Origin of the sequence: Nonomuraea sp. NPDC050680 (assembly GCF_040654555.1) — a bacterium.
GTDB lineage: Bacteria > Actinomycetota > Actinomycetes > Streptosporangiales > Streptosporangiaceae > Nonomuraea.
On sequence record NZ_JBFAIF010000005.1, the window covers coordinates 335,460 to 358,805 of the forward strand.

At 66.4% G+C, this 23,346-nt stretch carries 25 protein-coding genes and 1 pseudogene; 14 read left to right on the top strand and 12 right to left on the bottom strand.

Annotated elements, in window-relative coordinates; genetic code table 11:
- The first annotated feature begins 201 nt into the window (after positions 1–201).
- The gene (locus AB0H88_RS21460) at positions 202–1,176 is read left to right on the top strand and encodes a hypothetical protein (protein WP_357646951.1); all 975 of its coding nucleotides are present in this window, start codon (positions 202–204) and stop codon (positions 1,174–1,176) included.
- Positions 1,177–1,353: 177 nt separating this feature from the next.
- Here AB0H88_RS21460 and AB0H88_RS21465 read toward each other — a convergent pair whose 3' ends face one another.
- The 4 genes from AB0H88_RS21465 to AB0H88_RS21480 all read right to left on the bottom strand — a co-directional run bounded on the left by AB0H88_RS21465 (position 1,354) and on the right by AB0H88_RS21480 (position 3,802).
- Positions 1,354–2,130: a hypothetical protein gene (locus AB0H88_RS21465; RefSeq protein ID WP_357646953.1), complete on the bottom strand. Its 777-nt coding sequence runs from the start codon at positions 2,128–2,130 to the stop codon at positions 1,354–1,356.
- A gap of 339 nt (positions 2,131–2,469) precedes the next feature.
- Complete coding sequence (locus tag AB0H88_RS21470) at positions 2,470–2,778, bottom strand: hypothetical protein (RefSeq protein WP_357646954.1); 309 nt, start codon at positions 2,776–2,778, stop codon at positions 2,470–2,472.
- 302 nt (positions 2,779–3,080) lie between these two features.
- A complete protein-coding gene (locus tag AB0H88_RS21475; RefSeq protein WP_357646956.1) occupies positions 3,081–3,626 on the bottom strand; it encodes a transposase in 546 nt (181 codons plus the stop codon).
- The gene (locus AB0H88_RS21480; protein ID WP_357646958.1) at positions 3,605–3,802 is read right to left on the bottom strand and encodes a transposase; all 198 of its coding nucleotides are present in this window, start codon (positions 3,800–3,802) and stop codon (positions 3,605–3,607) included. The genes AB0H88_RS21475 and AB0H88_RS21480 overlap by 22 nt, the downstream gene beginning before the upstream one ends.
- A gap of 435 nt (positions 3,803–4,237) precedes the next feature.
- On the opposite strand from AB0H88_RS21480, the pseudogene istA reads away from it, so the two are divergent.
- The 4 genes and pseudogenes from istA to AB0H88_RS21500 form a co-directional block, all read left to right on the top strand.
- Positions 4,238–5,059, top strand: a pseudogene (gene istA / locus AB0H88_RS21485) (IS21 family transposase); the annotation flags it as partial.
- A 314-nt stretch (positions 5,060–5,373) separates the two neighbouring features.
- Positions 5,374–5,727, top strand: coding sequence for a transposase (locus AB0H88_RS21490; protein ID WP_357646960.1), 354 nt, complete (start codon positions 5,374–5,376; stop codon positions 5,725–5,727).
- 383 nt (positions 5,728–6,110) lie between these two features.
- Positions 6,111–6,248, top strand: a complete 138-nt coding sequence (locus AB0H88_RS21495; RefSeq protein WP_357646962.1) for a hypothetical protein — start codon at positions 6,111–6,113, stop codon at positions 6,246–6,248.
- A gap of 27 nt (positions 6,249–6,275) precedes the next feature.
- On the top strand, positions 6,276–6,527 hold the full coding sequence (locus AB0H88_RS21500) for a hypothetical protein (protein ID WP_357646964.1): 252 nt from the start codon (positions 6,276–6,278) through the stop codon (positions 6,525–6,527).
- On the opposite strand, the gene AB0H88_RS21505 is transcribed toward AB0H88_RS21500, so the two are convergent.
- The 4 genes from AB0H88_RS21505 to AB0H88_RS21520 all read right to left on the bottom strand — a co-directional run bounded on the left by AB0H88_RS21505 (position 6,501) and on the right by AB0H88_RS21520 (position 10,232).
- Positions 6,501–7,673 carry a 2-oxo acid dehydrogenase subunit E2 gene (locus tag AB0H88_RS21505; protein WP_357646966.1) on the bottom strand — a complete coding sequence of 391 codons (1,173 nt, stop codon included), beginning with the start codon at positions 7,671–7,673 and terminating at the stop codon, positions 6,501–6,503. The two genes, AB0H88_RS21500 and AB0H88_RS21505, sit on opposite strands and share 27 nt — an antisense overlap.
- A complete protein-coding gene (locus AB0H88_RS21510; RefSeq protein WP_357646968.1) occupies positions 7,666–8,646 on the bottom strand; it encodes a transketolase C-terminal domain-containing protein in 981 nt (326 codons plus the stop codon). The genes AB0H88_RS21505 and AB0H88_RS21510 overlap by 8 nt, the downstream gene beginning before the upstream one ends.
- Entirely contained in the window at positions 8,643–9,596 is a 954-nt protein-coding gene (locus AB0H88_RS21515) for a thiamine pyrophosphate-dependent dehydrogenase E1 component subunit alpha (RefSeq protein WP_357646970.1), read from the bottom strand. Before AB0H88_RS21515 ends, AB0H88_RS21510 begins: the two co-directional genes overlap by 4 nt.
- 174 nt (positions 9,597–9,770) lie before the next feature.
- Positions 9,771–10,232, bottom strand: a complete 462-nt coding sequence (locus AB0H88_RS21520) for an ATP-binding protein (protein ID WP_357646972.1) — start codon at positions 10,230–10,232, stop codon at positions 9,771–9,773.
- A gap of 156 nt (positions 10,233–10,388) precedes the next feature.
- On the opposite strand from AB0H88_RS21520, the gene AB0H88_RS21525 reads away from it, so the two are divergent.
- Positions 10,389–11,240, top strand: a complete 852-nt coding sequence (locus AB0H88_RS21525) for a helix-turn-helix transcriptional regulator (protein WP_357646974.1) — start codon at positions 10,389–10,391, stop codon at positions 11,238–11,240.
- Between the two features lie 12 nt (positions 11,241–11,252).
- Positions 11,253–11,465, top strand: coding sequence for a DUF397 domain-containing protein (locus AB0H88_RS21530; protein ID WP_357646976.1), 213 nt, complete (start codon positions 11,253–11,255; stop codon positions 11,463–11,465).
- Between the two features lie 65 nt (positions 11,466–11,530).
- Here AB0H88_RS21530 and AB0H88_RS21535 read toward each other — a convergent pair whose 3' ends face one another.
- On the bottom strand, positions 11,531–12,700 hold the full coding sequence (locus AB0H88_RS21535) for an FAD-dependent monooxygenase (protein WP_357646978.1): 1,170 nt from the start codon (positions 12,698–12,700) through the stop codon (positions 11,531–11,533).
- Positions 12,701–12,769: 69 nt separating this feature from the next.
- Between AB0H88_RS21535 and AB0H88_RS21540 the strand changes: the two genes are divergently transcribed.
- Positions 12,770–13,375 (top strand): TetR/AcrR family transcriptional regulator, encoded by a 606-nt coding sequence (locus tag AB0H88_RS21540; RefSeq protein WP_357646980.1) that lies wholly within the window; start codon positions 12,770–12,772, stop codon positions 13,373–13,375.
- On the opposite strand, the gene AB0H88_RS21545 is transcribed toward AB0H88_RS21540, so the two are convergent.
- Positions 13,364–13,729, bottom strand: a complete 366-nt coding sequence (locus AB0H88_RS21545; protein ID WP_357646982.1) for a hypothetical protein — start codon at positions 13,727–13,729, stop codon at positions 13,364–13,366. The two genes, AB0H88_RS21540 and AB0H88_RS21545, sit on opposite strands and share 12 nt — an antisense overlap.
- Positions 13,730–13,839: 110 nt before the next feature.
- On the opposite strand from AB0H88_RS21545, the gene AB0H88_RS21550 reads away from it, so the two are divergent.
- Genes AB0H88_RS21550 through AB0H88_RS21565 form a run of 4 tightly spaced genes read left to right on the top strand, consistent with a single transcriptional unit; the run spans position 13,840 to position 16,467 of the window.
- Positions 13,840–14,319: a methylated-DNA--[protein]-cysteine S-methyltransferase gene (locus AB0H88_RS21550; RefSeq protein ID WP_357646984.1), complete on the top strand. Its 480-nt coding sequence runs from the start codon at positions 13,840–13,842 to the stop codon at positions 14,317–14,319.
- A gap of 29 nt (positions 14,320–14,348) precedes the next feature.
- The gene (locus AB0H88_RS21555; protein WP_357646986.1) at positions 14,349–15,035 is read left to right on the top strand and encodes a 2OG-Fe(II) oxygenase; all 687 of its coding nucleotides are present in this window, start codon (positions 14,349–14,351) and stop codon (positions 15,033–15,035) included.
- Positions 15,032–15,832, top strand: a complete 801-nt coding sequence (locus AB0H88_RS21560; RefSeq protein WP_357646987.1) for a hypothetical protein — start codon at positions 15,032–15,034, stop codon at positions 15,830–15,832. The genes AB0H88_RS21555 and AB0H88_RS21560 overlap by 4 nt, the downstream gene beginning before the upstream one ends.
- 11 nt (positions 15,833–15,843) lie before the next feature.
- A complete protein-coding gene (locus tag AB0H88_RS21565; protein ID WP_357646989.1) occupies positions 15,844–16,467 on the top strand; it encodes an alpha-ketoglutarate-dependent dioxygenase AlkB in 624 nt (207 codons plus the stop codon).
- A 229-nt stretch (positions 16,468–16,696) separates the two neighbouring features.
- On the opposite strand, the gene AB0H88_RS21570 is transcribed toward AB0H88_RS21565, so the two are convergent.
- Complete coding sequence (locus AB0H88_RS21570) at positions 16,697–17,683, bottom strand: aldo/keto reductase (RefSeq protein WP_357646991.1); 987 nt, start codon at positions 17,681–17,683, stop codon at positions 16,697–16,699.
- 1,396 nt (positions 17,684–19,079) lie between these two features.
- On the opposite strand from AB0H88_RS21570, the gene AB0H88_RS21575 reads away from it, so the two are divergent.
- Together AB0H88_RS21575 and AB0H88_RS21580 are read left to right on the top strand one after the other, a co-directional pair.
- On the top strand, positions 19,080–20,417 hold the full coding sequence (locus AB0H88_RS21575) for a PHB depolymerase family esterase (protein ID WP_357646992.1): 1,338 nt from the start codon (positions 19,080–19,082) through the stop codon (positions 20,415–20,417).
- A gap of 150 nt (positions 20,418–20,567) precedes the next feature.
- On the top strand, positions 20,568–22,364 hold the full coding sequence (locus AB0H88_RS21580) for an RICIN domain-containing protein (protein WP_357646995.1): 1,797 nt from the start codon (positions 20,568–20,570) through the stop codon (positions 22,362–22,364).
- Positions 22,365–22,634: 270 nt separating this feature from the next.
- Here AB0H88_RS21580 and AB0H88_RS21585 read toward each other — a convergent pair whose 3' ends face one another.
- Positions 22,635–23,327 carry a helix-turn-helix domain-containing protein gene (locus AB0H88_RS21585; protein WP_357646997.1) on the bottom strand — a complete coding sequence of 231 codons (693 nt, stop codon included), beginning with the start codon at positions 23,325–23,327 and terminating at the stop codon, positions 22,635–22,637.
- Between the last annotated feature and the right edge of the window lie 19 nt (positions 23,328–23,346).

The window sequence follows — 23,346 nt, forward strand, 5'->3', positions numbered from 1 at the left end:
CGGCGGAGCCTCCAGCCTGACTGCTTGGCCCCAGTCCCGTTTAATCCCGCATTCGTCCTCAATGGGCGGTGCACGCCAGACCTCCGCCAAATCGTTAAAGATCATTATGGTCCACTCTACGTGAATAGCTATCCGGATCATGGAGGCGAGGGTTTACTGGCGATGTAGGCATCGCGTGATTTCATCGAAGTCCGGGGTCAAATGAGGCAGGTTAAGAAGATCAAGAAACCGCCACGAGTGCCGCGGCGGCGACCGACAAAGCCTGAAGGCTTTTGGGGAAGAAGTCTACGGAAGCCCTTGGTTTGGCTTGCCGGCATTACTGCTGCTGCACTTACAGCCGCGATAACGACCATTGTGACCGATACAGCTAAGAAGGTTATCGGAAGCGATGCAAATACCACGACCCCGAGCGTTTACGTGTCGGCTAGCGCATCGTCGAGTCCAAAGAAGCCCGTGGCAGCTTCTGATCCAGTGTGGATCAAGCCGGTCGCCATTGAACGAAAGGTTAGCGGCGACTATTCTTGGGCAATCCCAAACCGGATCGACTTCTCCAAAAAAGACCTCAAGGAGATTACGACGCAGCTCTTTGGCGAGCAGTCAGACACCTACATGCCAAAAATTGGTGGCGTATGGACGCGAGGGCTCAGCCTGAAGATAGTAGCGGAAGGGCGACGAGAGTCTCCAGTGCGCATACTTGATATGCAGGTCGAGAAGAAATGCGTCCCTCTACAAGGCACTGCATTCATTGCGCTTGAGCAAGGTGGCGACCCTAGCATAGGCATCGGCTTCAATCTCGACATGGCGAAGCCTTCGGCGCAAATAGTAGACGAGCAACTAAAGGAAAAGGATCGCTGGCGCGGCCGGTACTTCGACGAGAACAGTGTGAGCCTGAAGCAAGGAGAGCAATCGGTTTTTCAAGTAGCCGCTGTTGTGAGTAAGTACTACTGTGAGTTCAGGCTAGTCCTCGTCGTACTCGACGGTGACAAGACGGTGCGACAAGTGGTAGACAATAACGGGAGCCCGTTTAAGGTTTCAGGGATTGGTGGCGATCCGTATCACGATGGCTCTTTCGCACCGCTGGATCGCCTCTACATCGCTGACGTCCTCTACGGTCAGCAGTTCTTTGAAGTTAATCCAAAGACGTATGACATCTCTATGGATCCACGGAAAGGGTAGGTGACGCAGGGTTGCTGTCTTCGTCTCTACCCGGTTTCCCAGACAGGCACTGATACAATCTGCCGGCGGTATGGCCGCAGAACTACCCTCGCGTCCGCTGAAAGACCGAACCTGAACACCGAATACCGAGTCGAGATTTCGCCGAACTTCTCCTGTCGTGATTGGCTTACAGTTTTCTCAAGCGGCTCTCTTTTTCGCGTCTGGGGGCAGGCAATATGGGGAGCCGATCGGATGGTTACGGGGATTGGCAGCGCGGACCATTGCAGTGGAGCCAAGTTCCCAGATATCTTGATAGGAAATACGCCCGTTGATGTAGCCGTCTGGCACAAGTTTGGTGGACTGGGTGCAGTGGAGCGCCGTGAGGGCAAATGGCTTGCCGTTGTTGCTTAAGATCAAATGCTTAGACTCCATAGCCTCACCTATAACGTGATAGTCAATGCGTATGTTAAAGGTGGCAGACCATCGCGTAGTGATCGCCTTTATAACGACGGAGTCCTCGTGGCCCTCTCTCAGAGTGATGGAACGATTATGAAAATATAGACCGCCTGGTCTGGCTTCCTCAAAGTCTTTACCGGCCTTGTCTCGAGCTCGAGGTTGCGCCTCATCAAAGTTGAAGATCATTTGAAGAGCTTCGCCACCGTCTTGGGGAGGGAAATTCACGAAGGCGCCAGCGAGGGGTGCTGTTCGCTTAATGTTGATTGGGCGTATATCGTCAACGGATATCGAGCGGTTTCGTCCACCTTCAAGTTTGATACTCACGTACTGTTTGTCGACGCTTGCAGCGCCGACAGCCTGAAGATCTTCGCGGATGTGGTTGCCATACCCCGCGGGGTCCATGTTCGTATATGACCACTTTTTCAGATATCGCAGTTGCTGCGAGTTTAGGCGCACGCCGACCGGCGTGGCTAATTGAAGTGGTCCGGCCTCTGAGATGCCGACGACGGCGAACCGCACATCTTGTTTACTTGGCGCTGGAGTTGAGACTCGTTCACTTGACACAGAAGGTGAGGCTTGTTCATGTGTCGATGGGGGGGAGGTGGGAACAGTTTTCGACCCAGCACCTTGAGGATATATGAGAACGACAACCAAGGCGCTGGTCGCCAAAAGTGCTACTAGTGTCAGTATAAAAAGGCTGAGCCGGTGAGCAGACCTCCAATCGTTGATCGTCTGATAGACGTTGCCGAGGATAATCGAATCGCCGACCGTTTGAGTCTTCTCGTGCTTGTCGTTCCCGCACGTTCCGGGCGAAGGCGATAATGCGCGTCGGCGCCTGATAGCCATCATCTCTCCAGTTCACTGGCTCTGCGATAGATCTCCGCCTATGTCGGAGTCGGACACGCTTTGCTCGCCTGGAGCGTTCATGATCTGTTTCGTCGACCCATTAACCCTTGTGTTGCTGATATATTGAGTCCGAGTGGGCGGTGGTGGATCGGCAATGGTCAACCAGGCTTGGATCCCTCCGCCGACCACCACGAGCGCGGCCGTCGCGATCCACCACGCGAGGTCCCACTGCTGGGTGAGCATTCCAGTGGCCACGTTCACCGCAGCCGCGATCGCCACGGCCACCGCTGCGGCGATCCCTCGCCTGGTTTTGAGACTCATTAGCTGTACTCCGGTAAGGCGCGCTGACGTGCCACGAGTATGCCAGCCCACACATCAATGCGTCCTCATTTGGCGTAGTTCCATCAGATTCACGCCTGACGTCGCGAGAAATCTGGAAAACACGCTACTGGCGAGACTATTCAGGACAAAGAAGGATGGAAACTGACATCGCTATCTTAAGTGGACGTCTTGGGCTTGATCGGTCAGGCGACGGTGTCCTGACTGTGCGCCAACTCGATCAGGTCCTGGCGCGGCTACGTAGGCAGCAGGATTGCCATTCATTCAAGGGACTTGCGCCCTTGCTATCTCCGTTGCCAATCCAGTCGACCTCCTGGAACTCGAACCTTTATGGCGACTACGTATCTACCCTTGACTGGCCTCGTTCGGGCTCTTCGACTTAATTTAAGCGGGGTTGAGGTGTCCGCGGCCTTTTCGGGTGGTTGCGCAGCGAGTGCGTACCGCTGGGTTTCGGGGTTGCGGAAGCCGTAGACGTCGCGGGCGATGGCTTTGACGACGCGGTTGGTGCCTTCGGCGCCGGCGTTGGTGATGCCAGTGCGGATGAAAGCCAGGATCTCGGGCCACCAGGTCTCGATGGTGGTGGCCTGGCGGTGAAGTTCGGGCAGACCGCAGGCGGCGTAGCGGTCGCAGAAGCGAAACAGCCGGTCGGCGATCACGTGCCGGTCGGGGTGGGGGCGAGTCAGGGCGAGCAGGTCTAGCAGATCTTCTTTGGCGTTCCAGGCGGCCATGATCGGCCGGCCCAGGCTGGCGTGCAGGTCATCGATCATCGGATCCAGATGGCGGGCGTGCATCCGCATCGCGGAGCAGGTCAGCCGGTTGTGCACCCCCATCGGCGGTTGTCCTTGCGGCCGCGTACTTGGACGGCGAGGCGGCGGCGAACCTCGGTCAGGGCCTGGTTGGCAAGTTGCACCGCGCGGAAGTGGTCGACCACCAGCGTGGCGTGGGGCAACACCGCACGTACGGCGGCCTTGAAGATGGTGCACATGGTGATCGCGACCAAGGCCATCCGCGCGCCAGGCCGCCTCTCGCTGGCCGAGCCAGCCGGTCACCGCGGCGATGGTGCGGCCCTCGGTCTGGCCGGGCAGCCCCTGCTCGCCAGACAGGTCCACAAAGCCGGTATGCCTACGATCCACCGCCGTCGTCCAACTGCCGGTGGCCTCCTCCAGCACCTAGCGAGCACGGCCGCGGCGTACCTCCTCGATGCCCAGCACCGTGACCGGTCCGGGCTGGACGGCAAGAACCCGGTGGGCGTGCTCGGTGAAGGCGGGGGTGTCCGCGTACGACCTCACATGTAGCTGAGGATACGACCTCATATGTCGGTGGGGCTCCGGCGAGTTGACCTGACTACTCGCCATGAAGTTGATCATCCTTCGGATTGTCGGCGGCCAAGCAGACAACCCGAAGGATGACCACCTCCATGATCCTGGATCCGGAGTCCTGGATGAACATACGACGTTTCCGCGCCCTGCACGAGTTGGGCGCCACCTACAAAGAAGTCGCCGAGGCGTGCGGTGTGGACTGGCGCACCGTCAAGAAGTACCTCACCGAACCGGCCGGGGCGACGCCTCCGGCAGCGCCCTCGCGTAAGGGCACTCAGCCGCAGGTGGTCGCCCCGTACACGGGAGTGATCGACGCGATGCTCCGCGCTGATCTGATGATGAAGGCGTCGGTCATCTACGAACGGTTGGTCGCTGGGCACGGCTATGACCGCTCCTACCAGCGGGTGAAGCTGTATGTGGCCCAGGCGCGACCTCGTCTGGCCGCCGAGGCCGGCACCGAGGTGGCGACCGAGCGGATGCGCGGGCTGCACCGCCGGTTCGAGACCACGCCGGGCGCCCAAGCCCAGGTGGACTGGGGCGAAGAAGGTGACCTGCTCGCCCACGCCGGGATCGGTAAGGTCTACTCCTTCCACATGGTGTTGTTGTATTCGCGGGACCCGTTCTGCTGCTTCACCGCCTCGATGGATCTGGTGACCTTCTGGGACTGTCACCGGCGGGCGTTCGCGCATTTCGGCGGCGTGCCGGGCTCGATCGTCTACGACTGGACCAAGACCGTGGTCAAACGGCATGTCGGGCCCGGTCAGGCGGTTCCGCTGCACCCCGACGCCGTCGCATTCGCTGCGCACTACGGCTTCGAGGTCGACCCGCTGGCCGCCTATCGGCCCACGGGCAAGGGCAGAGTCGAGCGGCAGGTGGAGATCGTGCGCAATCACGTGCTGGCCGGACGCCGTTTCGAGGGCTTGGCCGACCTGGATGCCGCGTTTGCCACGTGGGTGCCGATCCGCCGCGGCCAGGTTCACCGCACTCACGGCCGGCCGATCGGCGAACGGGACGCCAGTGCAACATCGAAACCTGGACCGAGCGGCTGCAGACGCTGTTTCGCGAAGAACACCTCCGCCAACTGCCGCTGGTCGAGGAAGCTCTTGGCCGCCAGGCCCAAGCCCTACTGCTGCAGTTGGACGCCGCCTGCCGCGCCGCCGACGAACTCGCCGACGCCACCAGCCAAGCCTTCCACCAGCACCCCGACGCCGCCATCATCACCAGTTTCCCCGGCCTGGCCGACCTCACCGGCGCCCGCGTGCTCGCCGAACTCGGCGACGACCGCACCCGCTTGGCCGACGCCCGCGCGCTCAAGGCCTACGCCGGCGCGGCCCCCATCACCAGAGCCTCCGGCAAGAGCCTGGTCGTCCATCACCGCAAGGTGAAGAACCAGCGCCTGGCCGCCGCCGGCTACGTCTGGGCCTTCGCCTCCCTCCGAGCACCAGGCCCCACAGCCCACTACGACCGTCGACGCGCCGAAGGCGATCGACACTCCAGCGCGCTCCGCAACACCTTCAACCGGATGCTCGGACGCCTGCACCACTGCCTACAGAAAGGCGCGACCTACAACGAACATGTGGCCTTCCCGCCGCGTTCGAAGGCCACGGCTTGACACCTTAGGCAGATCGGATGTCTGCGGCACCCGCTGTAGGAGAGTGGAGGCTATTTCGTCTCTTTAGGCAGCTTGAACTGGGCAAATAGCCTGCGTGGGCCCCGGGCCATACAAGATCATCCCGCGAATTTCCCACGGCCCCTAGCTGGACCATCGCGGGCGCGGTCGCCTGGGCCCAATCCATGGCCTTGCCCGTATTGCTGTCCGTGGCCGTGTAAAAGTGACTCTGGCGCAAAGTGTGTACCGTTGTAACCGAGCGCGATCTCGTCTCGTCAGCAGCTGCAGAGGATGATCTCCCGTAGAAGGTCGAAGGTGGCGCACCCGTATCGGCTGCGCTGGCGCTAGCGGTGTTCTGCCTGGTCACGGGGTTGCGAGCGGATCTGGTGACGATCGGGGTCGGGGCGTTCGGGATATCGCTGTGGGTGACGCTGCTGAACGGTGTCTACGCCACGATCGTGCAGGTCAAGGTGCCACAGCGGTTCCACGGGCGGGTGTTCGCGCTGAACACCCTGATCGCCTGATCCACACTGCCGCTCGGCTTCGGGCTCGTGGCACCGTACGGCGCGGCGGTGTTCGACCCGCTGCTCGCCCCCGACGGCCCGCTCGCCCCGACCGTCGGGGCGCTCATCGGCACCGGCGCCGGGCGCGGGGTGGGCCTGATGTACGTGCTGTTCGCCGTGGCGATGGCGGTGCTCGCGGCGGTCGCGCTGCGGTCACGGCTGCCGGGCCTGCTCGACAGGAGCGCCGACGCGACCCCGGACGACCTGGTCGGGTTACAGGCTCTCGGGCGTACTCTCTAGGGTCTCCTTCAGCGCCTGCAGAAACAGGACCACGTCCCTGCCGTTGACCAGCCGGTGGTCGTAGGCCAGGCCGATCGCCGCCACCGTCCGCTCGCCTTCCGTCTGGGGGGAGGTGAGGGCGATGGCGCAGGCCTGACCAGGGAAGACGATCGGGATGGCCAGGATGATGTCGGCGTCGTGGTGGAGGGTGACGACGATGTTCCCGCCCGTGAGGTGCGCCTCGCTGAAGCCGCCGTGCTGGGCGAGTTTGCGGAACTCGGCCAGGCGTTCGGCGATGTCCGGCACGGACAGGCGGTCGCGGATCACCGGCACGTAGAGGCCGGTTCCCATGTCGATGGTCACGCCTATGCGTGGTTGGTCGGGTACGTGGGCGGTTCTGTCGTCGAGGAGTTCGGCGAAGAACAATGGGAAGTCGGCGTGCAGCCGGGCGACGGCGGCGATGAGCAGGTCCGGAAGGCCGACCAGCTTGCGGAGGCGTCTGGTCAGGGCTCGGGCGGTCGTCAGGGCGGGGCTTACGTCGACTTTTATCGCGGTGTATCCGGCGGGGATGGTCTGGTGCGACAGGGTCACGGTCCTGCCGACGGCGCGCTGGTGGTTGGACAGCGGGTGGGTCTGCCCGCCGTGGGAAGGTACGGCGCTCTCGGGGGGTGTGGCGCGCTCCGCGTTTTCGGGGGCCTCGCTGGCGCCGGTGGCCGCCGCGAGCCGCTCCACGTCGGTACGGCGTACCACCTTGATGTCCAGCCCGGCCACCAGCGCGGGGTCGAGGCCGAGTTGGTCCAGGAGCGCGCGGGCCGGCGCCGTGATGATCGGCCCGCCATCGGCGGCCGGGACCGACTCCGGAAGCGCGGCCGACGCCCTCGGCCCGCTGTCGGCTGCGGGGATCGGCGCCTGGACCGGCTCCGGAAGAGCGGCCGGTGCCGGGCCGATCCGGGCGATCAGCTGGCCGGGAGCGCACGGCGCGCCAGCGCGTACCACCTGGGTCAGCACCCCGTCCTGCTCGCTGACCAGCTCCTCCACCGCCTTGGAGGTCTCCAGCGTCGCCAGCGGGTCATCGCACCGCACCCGCGCCCCGTCCGCCGCCAGCCACTCCAGCAGCGTGTACTCCGAGTCGTTGTTGTTCAGCTTCGGGACCCGGATCTCACCCATCGAGCGCCTCCAGTACGGCCTGGCAGATCGTGCTGTCCTGCAGCACCACGTCACGCTCCAGATGGGCGGCCGTGGGGATCACGCTGTCGGCTGAGCTGACCAGGCGAATCGGTCGCCGGAGTGAGCCCCACAGCCGGGTGTGCAGGTCGGCGGCGAGGTGGCTGCCCCAGGTGCCGCCCGCGCTGCCGTCCTCCGCCACGCAGACCAGCCCCACCTGCCCGAGCAGCGGCAGCACGGCGGTGGGGTCGAAGGGGTACAGGCGCGACGGGACGAGCAGCGCCCCGGCCAGGTCGTGGGAGAGCAGCAGCGTGCGCATGGCGGCGATGGCCCGGTGCGCCACGCCGCCGGGGGCGATCACCGCGTAGTCGAGGTCGCCGTCGAACCGCACCACGGCCACGTCCTCGACGAGGTCCCAGGAGAACAGCTCGTCCACCTCGTACATCCGGCGGGTGTAGAGGACCTTGTCCTCGAAGAGCAGGCAGGGCTCTTCCAGCGCGAGCATGCGGTCGAGGACGGCGCGGTTGTCGTGGAACGGCGACATCTCGAACAGCGAGAGACCGGGCACGCCGATGAAGTGCTTCTGGAGGTTCTGGCTGTGGGTGGGGCCGTAGCCGCGGTTGCCGCCCGAGGGGCAGCGGATGACCAGCGGCATCGGGACGCGCCGGCCGTACATGGACACTGATTTGGCGGCGAAGTTCACGATCTGGTCGAAGGCGAGCGCGGCGAAGTCGCCGAACATCATCTCGACGACGGCCTTCTCCCCCGCCAGCGCGAGGCCGGAGGCGGCGCCGACGATCGCGCCCTCGCTCAGCGGCGTCGTCAGGACGCGGTCGGGGAAGCGGGTGGACAGGCCACGGGTGATCTTGAAGGCGCCGCCGTAGGGGTCCAGCAGGTCCTCGCCGAGCACGTAGACGCCGGGGTCGTCGCCGAGCAGGCCGTGCAGGGCTTGGTTGAGGTTCTCGCCGACCCTCACGCGGGCGTCCGTCCGGCCGGGGTCCCGACGGCCGGGGTCCCGACGGCGGGGGTCCCGACTGCCAAGGATTGAGCGGCGGGATTCCAGACGGCCGGGGGCCGGGCAGCCACTTCTTCGGCGATCACGTCGACACGGGCGCGGGCCGCCGCTTCGAGGCGGGCCGGCTGCTCGGGATGTTCGGCCTGGTAGGCGGCGTACCAATCGGGACGTACGACGTCCGGCGGGCGGGTGTCGTCGCCCTTGCTGTGCGGGCCGAGGCGGTGCGTGGCGAACTCCACCACTAACGGCGCGCCACCCCTGGCTCTCTCCACCAAAGGAGCGAGATATCGCCTAATGTCATAAATATCCAAGCTAGTCACCCGAGTGTGCTCGATCCCGAAAGCGGCCGCCCGCCCCGCGATCGTGCCCGCCATCTGGAGCTCCGTCGGCGTGGACTGGGCAATGCCGTTGTGCTCGACCACCACGAGCAGTGGCAGCCGCCACAGCTGCGCCATGTTCAACGCCTCGTACACCGCCCCCTCGCCCCACGTCCCGTCACCGATGTAGACACAGGCGAGCGCACCGGGCTCGCGCCGCTTCAGGTGCAGGGCGACCCCGGTGGCCACCGGCAGGCTCTGACCCTGCACCCCGGTCGACAGGTAGCGGTCGCGGCGCAGATGCTGACTACCCCCCACCCCGTCGCACACGGCGCCCTTGCGGCCCAGGATCTCGGCAAGCAGCCCTTCGGGATCCTCGAACCGGGCCAGGTAGTGACCGTGACCGCGATGGTTGCTGAAGACCCAGTCACTGTCACGCAGCAGCGGGCGCAGGGAGACGGGGACGTACTCCTGCCCGAGGCAGGTGTGGGTGGTGCCGTTGAGCTCGCCCCGCTCGAAGAGCGCGAGCAGCTTCCGTTCGAAGGACCGGATCAGCAGCAGCAGCGCCAAGTCCTCGTCAGCCAGCCTGTTCATAGGCCCCTTGAGTCCCGGGAAAACCTCCAGAAAGGCTATACAACACCGACATATCACGTCTACGGCTGCTCAGTGGCAAACCGAAAGGCGGACGCGACCCGGGTCGTATGGACGCGGCGTGGCGAACGTGCAGCGACTTGCAGCGTGGCGGAAAATCCCATCGAATCATCCGGCTCACGCCCCGATTTCTGGCGTCAGAGCATGGCCGGTCGCCTCGCACAGGTACGCGGTGTGCATCACCGTGGCGAACTCCGCCCAGACCGTGAGGTGGCCAGAGCCCGGCCGACGCATGCCCCAGGTGGTCGAGATCTGCTCCACCAGCTTCAGGCCCCGTCCGCGAGAGTCCAGGTCATCGGACGCGCGCGGACACGGAATGGTGCGGGCCCCGTCATCGGTCACCTCGATCCGCGCCACGTCGGCACCGAATCCGACGACATCCACCGCGACGAGACCGCCACCACGACCCGAGGCCGTGTGCTGAAGCGCGTTTGAGACCAACTCGCTGACGATCAACCGCGCGTTGTCCACGTCCCGATGACCCGCACCCAGCAGGATCGCCGCGACGCAGCGGCGAACCACCGGCACCACCCAAGTCTCGCCAGGGAACACCATCTCCCCCAGAAACCGCTCCGCCACTGCGTCTCCTCCCAGGCCGCACCCTCGCCAGATGCAATCCGTGGTCATTCGCATACGATCCGTCATCAACCTGGTACGCACATGATGCATACGATCCAGTGAGAACGCAATGGTTGTTTGATTACTGATCGTGATAGCTCCGCTACCCTTTGCCGTATGGCTCAACGTAGACACGCACCGACCGCCCGGTTGCGGCGGCTTGCGATGGAATTGCGGCAGCTCAGAGAGCGCGCAGACCTGTCACGTGAGCAGGTGGCGGACTCGACCGAGATCAACCGCGCCACTCTCTACCGGATCGAAATGGCGCAGGCGAAGCCGCAAGTGCGCACCCTGCGGGCACTGCTCGACGCGTACGATGTGCCGGCTGCACGTCAGAGCGAGTTGATCTCACTCCTCAAGCTGGCGAAGGAAGAGAGCTGGCTTCAGGTCGCCTCAGAGGGCTTGCCTGATCAGTACGCCACCTACATCGGATTTGAGCAGGAAGCGATAGCGATCTTCAATTACCAGTCGTCGTTCATCCCGGGTTTGCTTCAGACCGAAGGCTACGCACGGGCCGCGATCCCAGGTGGCGACCCGGAGTTGTCCGCAGAGGTGGTTGAAAATCGCGTGGCAGCCCGCATGGCTCGCCAAGCGCAACGCGACCCTGCATCCGCCCTCACGGCGATCATCGACGAGGCGGTACTACATCGAGTCGTTGGCGGACCCAAGGTCATGCGGGAGCAGCTACAGGGACTCCTTGATGGCAGCGAGCATCCTCATATGACGCTGCAAGTGATCCCCTTCGTAGCCGGTGTCCACCCAGGGATGCACGGCTCCTTCGTCCTTCTCCAGTTCGATCACGATGCCCACGATGTGGTCTACATCGAGACGAACGCCGCCGACCTGTTTCTGGAGAGTGACCAGGATTTGCGACGATATAGGAACATACTGGAGCGACTTCAAGCCATGGCGGTCAGCCCGGAAGCAACACGCGATCTGGTCGCTCGTGTGCTTGCCAGCACGAAGTGAGAGGAGTGCGGGATGGCCAAAGAGAAAGTCGATCTCTCCCGTGCCCAATGGCGCACCAGCAGCTTCAGCGGCTCGAACGGTGATTGTGTGCAGGTTGCCTTCGTTGCTAACCATGTGGCCGTTCGCGACAGCAAGGACCCTCACGGGCCAACGCTGATCTTCACCCCCGACGAGTGGACAGCCTTCCTGGCAGGAGCCAGGGACGGCGAGTTCAGCCAGGCGTAAGACGACGACGGCGGCCGGTGCGCCCTGGGCCGCCGGGCCCGCCCAACCACAGCCGCACCACCGGCCTAGCGGGCTGGAGCGTACTCCGGCAGAGGCCGGGCGTTCCCGGCCCGCACCCGGCGCTCCACCGCGCCGATCGCCTTCATCAACGGCAGGCGGGCGACGACGTCGCGGACGCACCGGCCGCCTTCGGTCTTGGGCACCATGAGGCGGACGTTAGGACCGATCTGCTGCTTCTTGTCGACCAGCGGACGGTGGGCGAGGTCGTAACGGGCGAAGGCGATGCGGTGGTCGCCGCCTGCGGTGGCGAGTTCTCCGGCGAGGCGGTAGGCACCGACCAGAGCCAGTTCCGCGCCCGCGCCCGAGGCGGGGGACGCACACCAGGCGGCGTCGCCGACGAGCGTGATGCGGCCGTTGGACCAGGAGTGCATCCGCACCTGGCCCAGGGCGTCGAAGTAGAAGTCGGGGTCGGCCAGGGCCGCGTCGAGCAGTTCCCCGGCCCGCCAGGACGGGTCGCCCCCGAACGCCTCGCCGATCAGTCGCTTGTGCTCGGCGAGGTCCCGGTGGTCGAACTCCAGCGGCGCGGAGCGGAAGATGAAGTACGCCTTGGCCTGAGCGTGGTTGCCGGATCGGTAGATGCCGGCCATCTTGCCCGGCGTGTTGAACATCGTCACCCAGCGGTCCTCACCGAGCGAGGCGTCGGTGTCGGCGAAGGCGAAGTAGTGGTCCTTGAACTGGACGAACTGCTCTTCGGCGCCGAAGGCGAGACGGCGGACGTTGGAGTGCATGCCGTCGGCGCCGACGACCAGGTCGAAGCGGCGGGCAGGCGCGTGCTCGAAGGTGACCGTCACGCCGTCGTCGTCCTGCTGCAGGCCGAGGATGGAGTCGCCGAACAAGTACTCGGCGTCGGTCACCTCGTGCAGCAGGGCCACCAGGTCGCCACGCATGATCTCGACGGAGGCCGGGTCCCGGGTGTCGATCCGGGCGACGGCCCGGTCTGCGGCGTCGACGAACTTCATGCCGTGGACGTCGGTGGCGAGCTCGCGGACCCGTGACAGGAGTCCCATCCGCTCGATCACCTCGACGGCGTTGTCGCGCACGTCCACCCCGTTGCCGCCGGAGCGCAGCGCCGGGGTGCGCTCGACCACGGTGGGCTTGAAGCCGTGCCGGGCCAGCCAGTGGGCCAGGGTCAGGCCGGCGATGCTCGCGCCGGAGATCAGGATCCGCTCGTTCATGGGGGGCTCCTTCGCGCTACGATAACTGAAATGCACGTTCCAGTTGATTATGTGAAATGAGCATTCCAGTTGTCAACACCCACTGAACCCCGGCGCCGGGCCGATGCCGTTCGCAACCGGCGGCTCGCCCTGGACGCGGCCACCGCGCTACTGACCGAGCCGGGCGCGTCCCTTACGGTCGAGGTCATCGCCAAGAAGGCGGGCCTGGGGGCGGCGACTGTCGTGCGCGCCTTCGGCGGCAAGGACGCACTTCTGGACGCCGCTGTGTCCCGGCTTCTTGAACCGGTGGTGCAGCACGCCCGCGACCTGCTCGCCGAGACCACGCCCACGCGGGCCCTGCGGATCTTCCTCCGCGAGCTGATCGCCTTCCAGGCCGCGCACCACGCCATCAACGACCAGCTGGGCGGCCTGGACCTACCTGCCACCACGGCCCTGCGCACTGACCTCGTCGGCGCCGTCGAGGAGATGATCGACGGGGCACGCCGCGACGGCGTGGTCCGCACCGACATCGACCCCGCCATCATCACGACTCTGATCGGCCAGACCGCCCTAGCGGTCGCTCGTGCTCAGCCGCCGTCCCAGGAACTCGCCGATGCTTACCTAACCGTCCTGCTGGACGGACTCCGCCCCGCGCTATCTGCCGCTGTCAGAGATCTGCCGCCGTCAGAGCGATGAAGCGACCAGCCACCGCCAGCGCGGCAGCTCCAGCACTACGGTGACCACGGCCAGCACGGACACGAGCACGGCGGCAAACGCGTACCAGGCGACCCATGCCGCCACCACGGCGGCCACGACCTGCAGAACGACCAGCGCGATCGTCACCGGCCCCGGCACCGCGACGATCACATTCCGCTTGTCACCCGGCGTCGAGAACAGCGTCGGCAACCCGATCAGCACCACCACCGACAGCACGGCCAGCGGCACGGAATAGGCGGCCAGAGCCCACGGAGTCGCGACCCAGGCGATCAGCTCGGTGGCGAATCGGAAGGCGGAGGCGACGCGGTCGTCAGGACGCGGTGTGGAGGGCACGCGCGTAACATACCGTTCCCGTCCACGCGTCCAGCGTGCGGGCATCGGTCGGTATGCCCAGAGGTCCGAAAACCGCTGACTTTCTGGCTGGCGACGGTGTTGTAGAGAGTATGAGCATCTACACCACGATCGACAGCCCACTGGGCGAGATCCTGCTCGTAGGCGACGACCGCAGCGCGCTGACCCGCGTGGCGTTCGGCGGTGCCGTGCGGCCCGAGTGGCGGCGCGACCCTGGCGCGTTCGCCGAGGCCGAGCGTCAGTTCCGCGAGTACTTCGCGGGCGAGCGGACCGCCTTCGACCTGGATCGCGTCTCCGGCGGCACCGCCTTCCAGGAGCGGGTCTGGGCCGCCGTGGACGCCGTCCCGTACGGGACCACCACGACGTACGGCGAGCTCGCCGCGAGCATCGGCGTGGCCCGCGACCGGATCCGCGCGGTCGGCGCGGCCATCGGCGCGAACCCGCTGCTCGTCATCCGCCCCTGCCACCGCGTCGTCGGCGCGAACGGCTCACTGACCGGCTACGCGGCCGGCGTCGAGCGCAAGCATGCACTGCTCACGCTCGAAGGCGCGCTGCAGCCGCAGCTCATCTGACCTGCTCTGTCGTATGGAGGAAGGACATCATGAAGGCTGACTGGACGGCACTGACCGAGGAGGTCAACGCGTACGGCTGCGCGCTGACGCCGCCGGTCCTCTCGCCGGCCGACTGCAAGGAGATCGCGAACCTGTACGGCGAGGTCGGCCGGTTCCGTTCCACGGTCGACATGGAGCGCTACCGGTTCGGCCGCGGGCAGTACCGCTACTTCCGCGAGCCCTTCCCTTCGCTGGTGACGGAGCTGCGGGCGGCGTTCTACCCGCACCTGCTGCCCATCGCCCGCGACTGGGCCGCCCGGCTGGGACAGCCCGCGCCCTGGCCGGACGACTTCGCCGAGTGGCTGGACATGTGCCACGAAGCCGGGCAGACCAAGCCGACGCCCATCCTGCTGCGTTACCAGGAGGGCGACTGGAACGCCCTGCATCGCGACTTGTACGGGGACCTGGTGTTCCCGCTGCAGGTGGTCATCGGGCTCGACAAGCCGGGCGAGGACTACACCGGGGGCGAGTTCCTGCTGGTGGAGCAGCGCCCCCGGGCGCAGTCGCGCGGGACGGTGACCCTGCTGCCGCAGGGACACGGGCTGATCTTCACCACCCGGGACCGGCCGGTGCGGTCGTCGCGCGGGTGGTCGGCGTCGCCGGTCCGGCATGGGGTCAGCACTGTCCGCTCGGGGTTGCGGCACACGCTGGGCCTCGTCTTCCACGACGCCTCGTGACGTACACGCTGATCGGGGCCGACGGCTGGCCGTACGTCAGCGTGCTGCCCGGGACACTGGGCGGGCATCGGCGGGCGCGGCTGTACGGGCGACTGGACTGCCCGTCGGCCCTGCGGGCGATCTCGCGCGGAGGGTACGTGCGGGAGCGGGTGTTCTTCGCGGACGAGGTGACGGCCATCGCGGCGGGGTACCGGCCGTGCGCGGTCTGTTTGCCGCAGGCGTACCAGCTCTGGAAGACCGAGCAGACGGCAACCGGGCACATCGCGACCGTACAGGCGGGGGCTGGGCACACCGCGACCGTACAGGCGATGGCTGGGCACACCGCGACCGTACAGGCGATGGCTGGGCACACGGCGGCCGAGTTGGCCGGACTGCTCGGCCTGCTGGCCGCGGCCCGGCCGCGCGTGGAGACCGTCGTGATCGGTCACGGCCGCGACGCCGGCCCCTCCGCTGTGGCGTTCGCGAACGCCTGGGACGGCGGCACATGGCAAGGCACCGTGCTGACGGTCATCGACTGGCCGGAGGAGGCCGCGTCATGGCTCCGCCAGGCCAGGCGGTTCGCGGCAGGTCCGCCGGACGCGTGGGTGGTGGCGGGGGCGCCGCTGGGCTGGGCCCGGATGAGCGAACGGCTCCGGCAGAGCACGGACTGGGACCCGGCACGTACGTTCGGCTTCGCCGCCACCGCACAAGCCGTCGCCCTCGCCGCCCCTGGAACACTGAAGGGCATGCGCGGAGCGGATACCGACGGCACTACCTGGCGAATCACCCGCAACCTGATCCACCGGGACCCGACATGATCCCGCTCCCGATGCGAGAGATCGCCCCAGGCGCCGTCCACGCGCCCGGCTGGCTGACGCTCGACGAGCAACAGCACCTGGTACGCGCGTGCCGCGAGTGGGCGGCGGGCCCGGTCCCGATCCGGCACACCGTACTCCCCCGAGGCGGCGTCATGTCGGTGCAGACCGTATGTGTCGGCTGGCACTGGCAGCCGTACAAGTACACACGCGTCGCGAGCGACGTGAACGGCCTCCAGGTCGCCGACTTCCCCGACTGGATGGTCGCTCTGGGCCGCCGCGCCCTGACAGCGGCGTACGGCCAACCAGCAGACGACTACACCCCCGACACAGCGCTGATCAACTTCTACGACGGCCAGGCGAAAATGGGCATGCACCAGGACAAAGACGAACGTTCTTCCGCCCCGGTGGTGTCGCTGAGCATCGGCGACGAGTGCCTGTTCCGTTTCGGCAACACGGAGACGCGCGGCAAGCCGTACACCGACGTGCGTCTCGGCAGCGGCGACCTGTTCGTCTTCGGCGGCCCTTCACGCTTCGCCTACCACGGCGTCCCCAAGGTCTATCCAGGCACCGCAGATCCCGCCACCGGTCTGGCCTCGGGCCGCCTCAACATCACCATGCGAGTGACCGGTCTATGACGTACGTGGTGCGGGCGGTCAGATGATTCCGACGCCCAGGTGCGCTATGCCCCCGATGACAAAGGCGTAGCGACACTACAGCGCGGGCCGCGTGCTCGTCGGTGGCGCTGAGCTCGACCTCGGTGGCGGCCGGTTCGCGTGGCGCGTTCGCGCAGCGATCCCCGCGAACCGGCGTCCCCATCGAACCACCCGCCGACTGCGGGCGCGCGGAACAATGGGTGGCCCGTCCCTACCTCGCCGTGTCCAGCCTGGCACGCTGTTCGGGGGTCAGTTCGAGGTCGACCGCGGCCAGACTCTCGTCCAGCTGGGCCACCGAGGACGCGCCCACCAGCGGGATCACCGGGACGTCCCCGCTGATCAGCCAGGCCAGCACCACCTGGTTGACGGAGGCTCCCGTCTCCTCGGCCACCCCTCGCAGGGCAGCCAGCCGCGCGGGCGTGCCTGGGTGGTCGAATTCGGCGTCCAATGGTTTGTCCTGGCGGGTGTATGCGCCGACCAGCAGCGGGGAGTACGCCACCAGCGTGAGGCCGGGTTCCTCCCGCAAGTAGCCGAGCAGGTCGCCTCCGGCATCACCCGGCATTCCGTCCGGGGAGAGCATGCTGGGCACGTCGGTGCGCGGCCGCAGGTAGCTGTGGCGGTACTGCAGGACCTCATAACCGGGCAGACCGGCCGATGTGGCCAGGGCGCGGGCGCGTTCCACCCGCCACGCCCAGTGGTTGCTGACCCCCAGGAGCCCGACGGTGCCCTCGGCGACCCGGTCGGCGAAGCCCTCCACGGTCTCCCGCAACGGCACCCGCGGGTCCTCGATGTGTGCGTACAGCACGTCCAGCTTGTCCATGCCGAGCCGCTCACGACTGCGTTCCGACGATTCACGGATCACCTTGGCCGACAGCCCTTCGGGATTGTCGGTGAAGCTGGTGCCGGGGGCCAGCGGCCGGGCACCCAGCTTGGTGGCGACGACGATCTCGTCCCCGACACCGCGGCTGCGCCGCCACCGCCCGAGCAGCGCCTCACTCTCCCCGCCCTGACCGCCGTTGGCCCAGAACGCGTAATTGTTGGATGTGTCGATGAAGGTGCCACCGGCCTCGACATAACGATCCAGGATCGCCAGCGACGTCGCCTCGTCGGTGTCCGTACCGAACCGCATCGCCCCCAGACTCAGCACGCTCACTTCACGACGCGTCGTCGGATCCGTTCCGATCATCCGATATCTCATGCGCGCGACTCCTTCCGCTCTCGTGTTCAGCGAGAGCCTGCATCCTGGAGTACGCTCCAGGTCAACCCCCGTTCGCTCGCCGAGCAGCCTCTTCAGATCGCCCGCGAGCGATCCTTCCGCATCCTCGAAGGGCTGGCCCACTCCGCACTCGCCGACATCCCGCCGGCAGCCGGAGAATCCACCGAGGCGGTACGGCAGGCGCGGCTCGCTCTGGAGATCCACCGCGGCACCGGCCATCGAGTGGGTGCGGCCCGCAGCCTCCGCACACTCGGCGATGCCGAGTCCGGCGCCAATGTGCGGGCGCCCTAACGACTCACTACATATCGTGGTTCCACATGATCTGAACTGCACCGCGGTCATCCGGCCCATCATCGACTGCGGGAATGCTGGAGGGCATGCGCGGAGCAGACGACGGCACCACCTGGCGAATCAGCCGCAACCTGATCCACCGGACCCAGCGTGATCCCGCTCCCAGCACGAGAGATCGCTCCCGGGCCGTACGCGCGCCCGACTGGCTGACGGACAGCACCTCGCACGTCCACGCGACGATACGCATGGTCGAATCGATTCGGGAAGCATCCTTATCCAGCGGATCAGAGATGACCTTTGCCGTCCTACTGGACGAGCGTCTCGCCGCGTCGGCCAGGAATCCGCATGTCAGGCTGGCGTTGATGGCTGTTGATGCCTGTGTTGACGGCGCCATATCTGTCTCGCCGCTCTCTCGGCCCGCGAAGATTGGTGATACGCCTCGAAGGGGCAGGACCGTGATGAGCATGAAACTTTCGCGATCTGCGGCGGGCCGCGCCTCCCTCTCACCTATCCGCAGGGAAGCCCTCTCCACCTGCCAGCCCGGCAAAGGCCGAAGCCACCGACGTGGTCGATTACCCAGGGCTCCACTAACCGCATGTCCGACGGCCGACGCGGGAATCGGACACCCTTGACAGGAGAAAGCCGATCCTGTGATGTCTGAGGCAATCGAATCGATACGATTGCGTCATCAACAGGAGCCAGCATGCCCCCCGTCAAGCTGTCGCGGCTTCGTAGACGGATCACGCTGACCGGTACAGCTTTGCTCGCCGGAGCCCTCCTCACCGTCCCTGCGCGGCGGCCCGGCCGACATCCGGTCCCCCTAATGGCTGACCGACGACGCCGTCAGCAACCCGTCCTGGTCCTACACCAGCGGGATGCCGTACTACGGCTCCGCCGCGCTGCTCCACGCGCCGATCGACCGGGTGAGCAAGAACGGCAACAACCAGAAATGGACCCGGACCTGATCCTGCGACAAGCATCGCTCACGGTCCCGCCTGCCGGTTGGACGCGAACGACACGCCCAACCGGCAGGCGGCGCGAGCAGCGGGGTCAAGCGGAATGAGCGGGCGAAATGAAGGGAAACCGTGTGAAACGAATCATCAGCGCGGTGTTGGTGGCCGCCGTCTTACCCCTGGTCGCCGCCGGTGTCCTCCTCGGGGTACGACCGGCATCCGCCGCGACACTGACCCAGGTGACGAATTTCGGGACAAACCCGACGAATCTGAACATGTACCTCTACGTACCGGACAGGGTCGTGGCACGGCCGGCGCTGCTGGTGCTGGTTCATTACTGCGGCGGATCAGCCGGTGCGATCTTCAACGGCAACGGGCACGACTACGTGACCGCGGCCGACCGATACGGGTACGTCATCGTGGTGCCGGAGGCAACCCGCAGCGAGAAATGCTTCGACGTGTCCACCCCGGCCGCGCTGCGGCGCGACGGCGGCGGCGACTCCACCGGCATCATGGCGATGGTCGCCTGGGCACGGCAGCGCTACAACGTGGACCCGGGGCGGATCGTGGTCAGCGGGTTCTCCTCCGGGGCGATGATGACCAACGTGCTGGCCGCGCAGTATCCGGATGTGTTCGCCGCCGGTTCGGCGTTCTCCGGGGTCCCCGCGGGGTGTTTCGCGACCACGAACGGGTCGCTGTGGAACAGCATGTGCTCGGGCGGGCAAATGATCAAGACGGCGCAGCAGTGGGGTGACCTGGCGCGGGCGATGTATCCCGGGTACACCGGGCCCTACCCCAGGATGCAGCTGTGGCACGGCACCACCGACACGACGCTGCACTACAACAACTTCGGTGAAGAGATGAAGCAGTGGACGAACCTCCACGGGCTGAGTCAGACCCCGGCGTTCACCGACCACCCGCAGTCGAGCTGGACCCGGACCCGGTACGGCGCCATCTCGACCCAGTCCACAGTGGAGGGGATCAGCATCAGCGGGGTCGGCCACCAACTGCCGATGAGCGGTCAACTCGCCTACGCCATCTCCTTCCTCGGTCTCGACAACGGTGATACGACCTCGCCACCCCCCTCAGGGAACGCCAGCGCGCTCAAGGGTGTGGGGTCGGGGCGGTGCCTGGACGTCAACGGCGCCTCACAGGCCAACGGCGCGCAGGCGCAGATCTGGGACTGCAACGGCCAGTCCAACCAGCAGTGGACCGCCACCAGCGCCGGTGAGCTTCGCGTCTACGGCGGCAAGTGCCTGGACGTCAACGGCGCCGGCACCGCCGACGGCACCACCGTGATCATCTGGGACTGCAACGGCCAGAACAACCAGAAATGGCGCCTCAACCCCGACGGCACCATCACCGCGATCGGCGCCAACAAGTGCCTGGACGTGTCCGGCACCGCCAACGGCACCAAGGCCCAGATCTGGTCGTGCACCGGCCAAAGCAACCAGAAGTGGACCAGCGTCTGACAGCGCGGGACAGCCTGTGACATCGCGGCCGTGCCGAGGTGTCGCGTGGCAGCGTCTCGTTTGCCGGAGACGGCAGTCGGGCGGTCTTCCAGGAGACGGCCGCCGGTGACCGGCGTCATTTCCCATCCCCCTCCGTCCAAGGAGATATGAGTGGACACAAAAGATAAGAGGCGCCGCACAGGCCGTCGTAGGATCGCCGCTCTGTTCGCCCTCGGTGCGCTCGTCGCCGCTTCCGTCTTCACCACAGGAGCGCCGGCCCAGGCCGCGGACGAGTCGATCACCGTGAACTTCTCCGTCGCCGGCGGCTCCCCGACCTACCGGGCCTCCGGCTGGATCTACGGCATGACAGAGGACGCCGCCAACCCGCCGGACCATTTCTTCACCGACGTGAAGTTCCGGTACATGCGGGCCGGCGGCGCCCAGCTCGACAGCCCCGGCGGCTGGGTGTCGGGCAAGTACGACCGCCGGTGGAACGCCACCCGCGCGCAGGTGCTGCGCACCCGGTCACTGGGCGGTGAGTTCGTCCTGCTGGTGCACGACCTGTGGGGGGCCGACGGCTACCCGATCTCCCGCTTCCCCGGCGACAACGGCAACTGGACCGACTACGACGCCTTCCTCACCCGCCTGATCAACGACGTCCGGGCCACCGGCGCCCCGGTCCAGTGGGACCTGTGGAACGAGCCCAACATCACCCTGTTCTGGAACCGCCCCATCTCCCAGTACCTGGAGATGTGGAAGCGCGCCTACCAGCGCATCCGCGCCGCGTTCCCGTCCCACCTGATCGTCGGCCCCAGTTGCGCCTGCGTGCCGTCCACCGGCGGCTTCTGGACCCAGTACCTCGACTACGTCAAGGCCAACAACGCCGTCCCCGACATCGTCAGCTGGCACTCCCTGCCCGGTGACCCGGTGGCGAACGTCGCCACCGCGAACACCACGCTCGACTCGCGCGGGATCCCCCACACGCGGCCGTACCAGATCAACGAGTACGGCGCGAGCAACGAGCAGAACCCGGGAGACGGAGCCTGGTACATCGCGCGCCTGGAGCGGGCCGGCGCCGACGGCCTGCGCGCCAACTGGGCGGGCGGCGGCAACCTGCACAACGACCTGGCCAACCTCCTCATCCGCAACTCCGCCGGGCAGTACCAGCCCAAGGGCGAATGGTGGGCCTACCGCTTCTACGGCTCCCAGACCGGGCAGATCGCCTCAGTCACGCCCAGCACCTCCTACGACGCCTTCGCGACCAAGACCGGCGGGGAGGCGAAGGTCCTTGTCGGCGGCGGCAGCGCGACCGGTAACGTCGCGGTCAACCTGCAGCGGCTCGACACCACCAGCGGCATCGTGCAGGACAACCAGGTCCGGGTGGTGAGTGAGCGCATCCCGTACAACGGCGGGGGCGCCGTCGCCGGTCCGGTCACCGTGCAGAACACGGTGGTGACATTGTCGAACAACGGCACGACGGTGAACCTGCCGCACACCAACGCCGATGAGACCTTCACCATCACGCTGCTGCCCCCCAGCACCACGGGTCCGTCACCGACCCCCACGCCCACGCCCACGGGTAGCACCAGCGCGCTCAAGGGCGTGGGGTCGGGGCGGTGCCTGGACGTCAACGGCGCCTCACAGGCCAACGGCGCGCAGGCGCAGATCTGGGACTGCAACGGCCAGTCCAACCAGCAGTGGACCGCCACCAGCGCCGGCGAGCTCCGCGTGTACGGCGGCAAGTGCCTGGACGTCAACGGCGCCGGCACCGCCGACGGCACCACCGTGATCATCTGGGACTGCAACGGCCAGAACAACCAGAAATGGCGCATCAACCCCGACGGCACCATCACCGCGATCGGAGCCAACAAGTGCCTGGACGTCAGCGCCTCGGGCACCGCCAACGGCACCAAGGCCCAGATCTGGTCGTGCACAGGCCAGAACAACCAGAAGTGGACCAGCCTCTGACCGAGGCGAACATCTGGACCTGCCACAGCACCGCCAACCAGCGATGGAGCCTGCGCAACTGATCCGTGGTGGCGCGGCCGCAGGCGCAACATCCGCCTGCGGCCGTGCGTCCGCGCGGAGTCAGCCCAGGAAACCTCATCGTGAAACGATGCGTTATCTGCAACGCGGAGTGCTGATGTCCTGGAGGGAGATGTCCGGCTTCCTGTGCTCCACCCTTGGTGAAGGCGACACAGAATGCGCCTGAGTACGGCCCTGCTCAGGCTTGTGCATCTAAAGGGAGGAGTCGAAGCCTGACGGGCCTACTTTGCGCTCCAAGATTCTGATGATCTTGCCGGATTCGTCGTTCTCGCCCGGGACGTAGAACGGCTTTCCGTCGCGGCCGAAAGTGATCGCGGACGGGCCGCCGTCCCAGGTGCCCAGGACGTGGGAGGCCGAGTCGAAGGTCACGAACGGCTCCAGGCCCAGCGTGCGCGCATAGTCGACCGAGCCGAAGACGAGATGCTGAGCCAACTCGATCGGCGCCTCCTGCCAGCCCGCGTAGTCGCTGAAGAAGAACTCGCGGAACCTGCTGAGCTGCCGGTCGTCAATGACGTCCGGCTCGATCAGGTCCTTGACGCCCGTGCAGTAGACGTCGGCGAGGTAGCCGGAGACCGTCATCCGGTCCCACTTGTGCCGCCGGGCCACCAGCACGGACACCTTGCCCTCCAGCCCGTCGGCATCCGGCTTCTCGTCGATCCAGCCTCGGGCGGGGTCGACGGTGAGGCCCTTGCTCCAGCCGACGTTGATCCAGCAGCCGGCCACCTCGGGCTCCCCTGCCGCCGCCGCGCTGCCCTCGGCCGCCACGGCCCGGACGAGCGGAGCCACCACCGACGGCGACACGCCCAGCGTGCGGGCGATCTCCTTGGGAGAGCGGCCTTCGGCTCGCAGCTCGCGTACCCGGTCCTTCAGTTCTGCGCTGTCCACGGAGGAAGCCTAGCGACCC

Coding starts and splice junctions, on each gene's coding strand:
- AB0H88_RS21460 (WP_357646951.1), top strand. CDS start 202: ATGAGGCAGGTTAAGAAGATCAAGAAACCGCCACGAGTGCCGCGGCGG.
- AB0H88_RS21470 (WP_357646954.1), bottom strand. CDS start 2,778: ATGAGTCTCAAAACCAGGCGAGGGATCGCCGCAGCGGTGGCCGTGGCG.
- AB0H88_RS21475 (WP_357646956.1), bottom strand. CDS start 3,626: ATGGGGGTGCACAACCGGCTGACCTGCTCCGCGATGCGGATGCACGCC.
- AB0H88_RS21480 (WP_357646958.1), bottom strand. CDS start 3,802: ATGGCCTTGGTCGCGATCACCATGTGCACCATCTTCAAGGCCGCCGTA.
- AB0H88_RS21505 (WP_357646966.1), bottom strand. CDS start 7,673: ATGGGTGAGATCCGGGTCCCGAAGCTGAACAACAACGACTCGGAGTAC.
- AB0H88_RS21515 (WP_357646970.1), bottom strand. CDS start 9,596: ATGAACAGGCTGGCTGACGAGGACTTGGCGCTGCTGCTGCTGATCCGG.
- AB0H88_RS21525 (WP_357646974.1), top strand. CDS start 10,389: ATGGCTCAACGTAGACACGCACCGACCGCCCGGTTGCGGCGGCTTGCG.
- AB0H88_RS21530 (WP_357646976.1), top strand. CDS start 11,253: ATGGCCAAAGAGAAAGTCGATCTCTCCCGTGCCCAATGGCGCACCAGC.
- AB0H88_RS21535 (WP_357646978.1), bottom strand. CDS start 12,700: ATGAACGAGCGGATCCTGATCTCCGGCGCGAGCATCGCCGGCCTGACC.
- AB0H88_RS21550 (WP_357646984.1), top strand. CDS start 13,840: ATGAGCATCTACACCACGATCGACAGCCCACTGGGCGAGATCCTGCTC.
- AB0H88_RS21555 (WP_357646986.1), top strand. CDS start 14,349: ATGAAGGCTGACTGGACGGCACTGACCGAGGAGGTCAACGCGTACGGC.
- AB0H88_RS21565 (WP_357646989.1), top strand. CDS start 15,844: ATGCGAGAGATCGCCCCAGGCGCCGTCCACGCGCCCGGCTGGCTGACG.
- AB0H88_RS21570 (WP_357646991.1), bottom strand. CDS start 17,683: ATGAGATATCGGATGATCGGAACGGATCCGACGACGCGTCGTGAAGTG.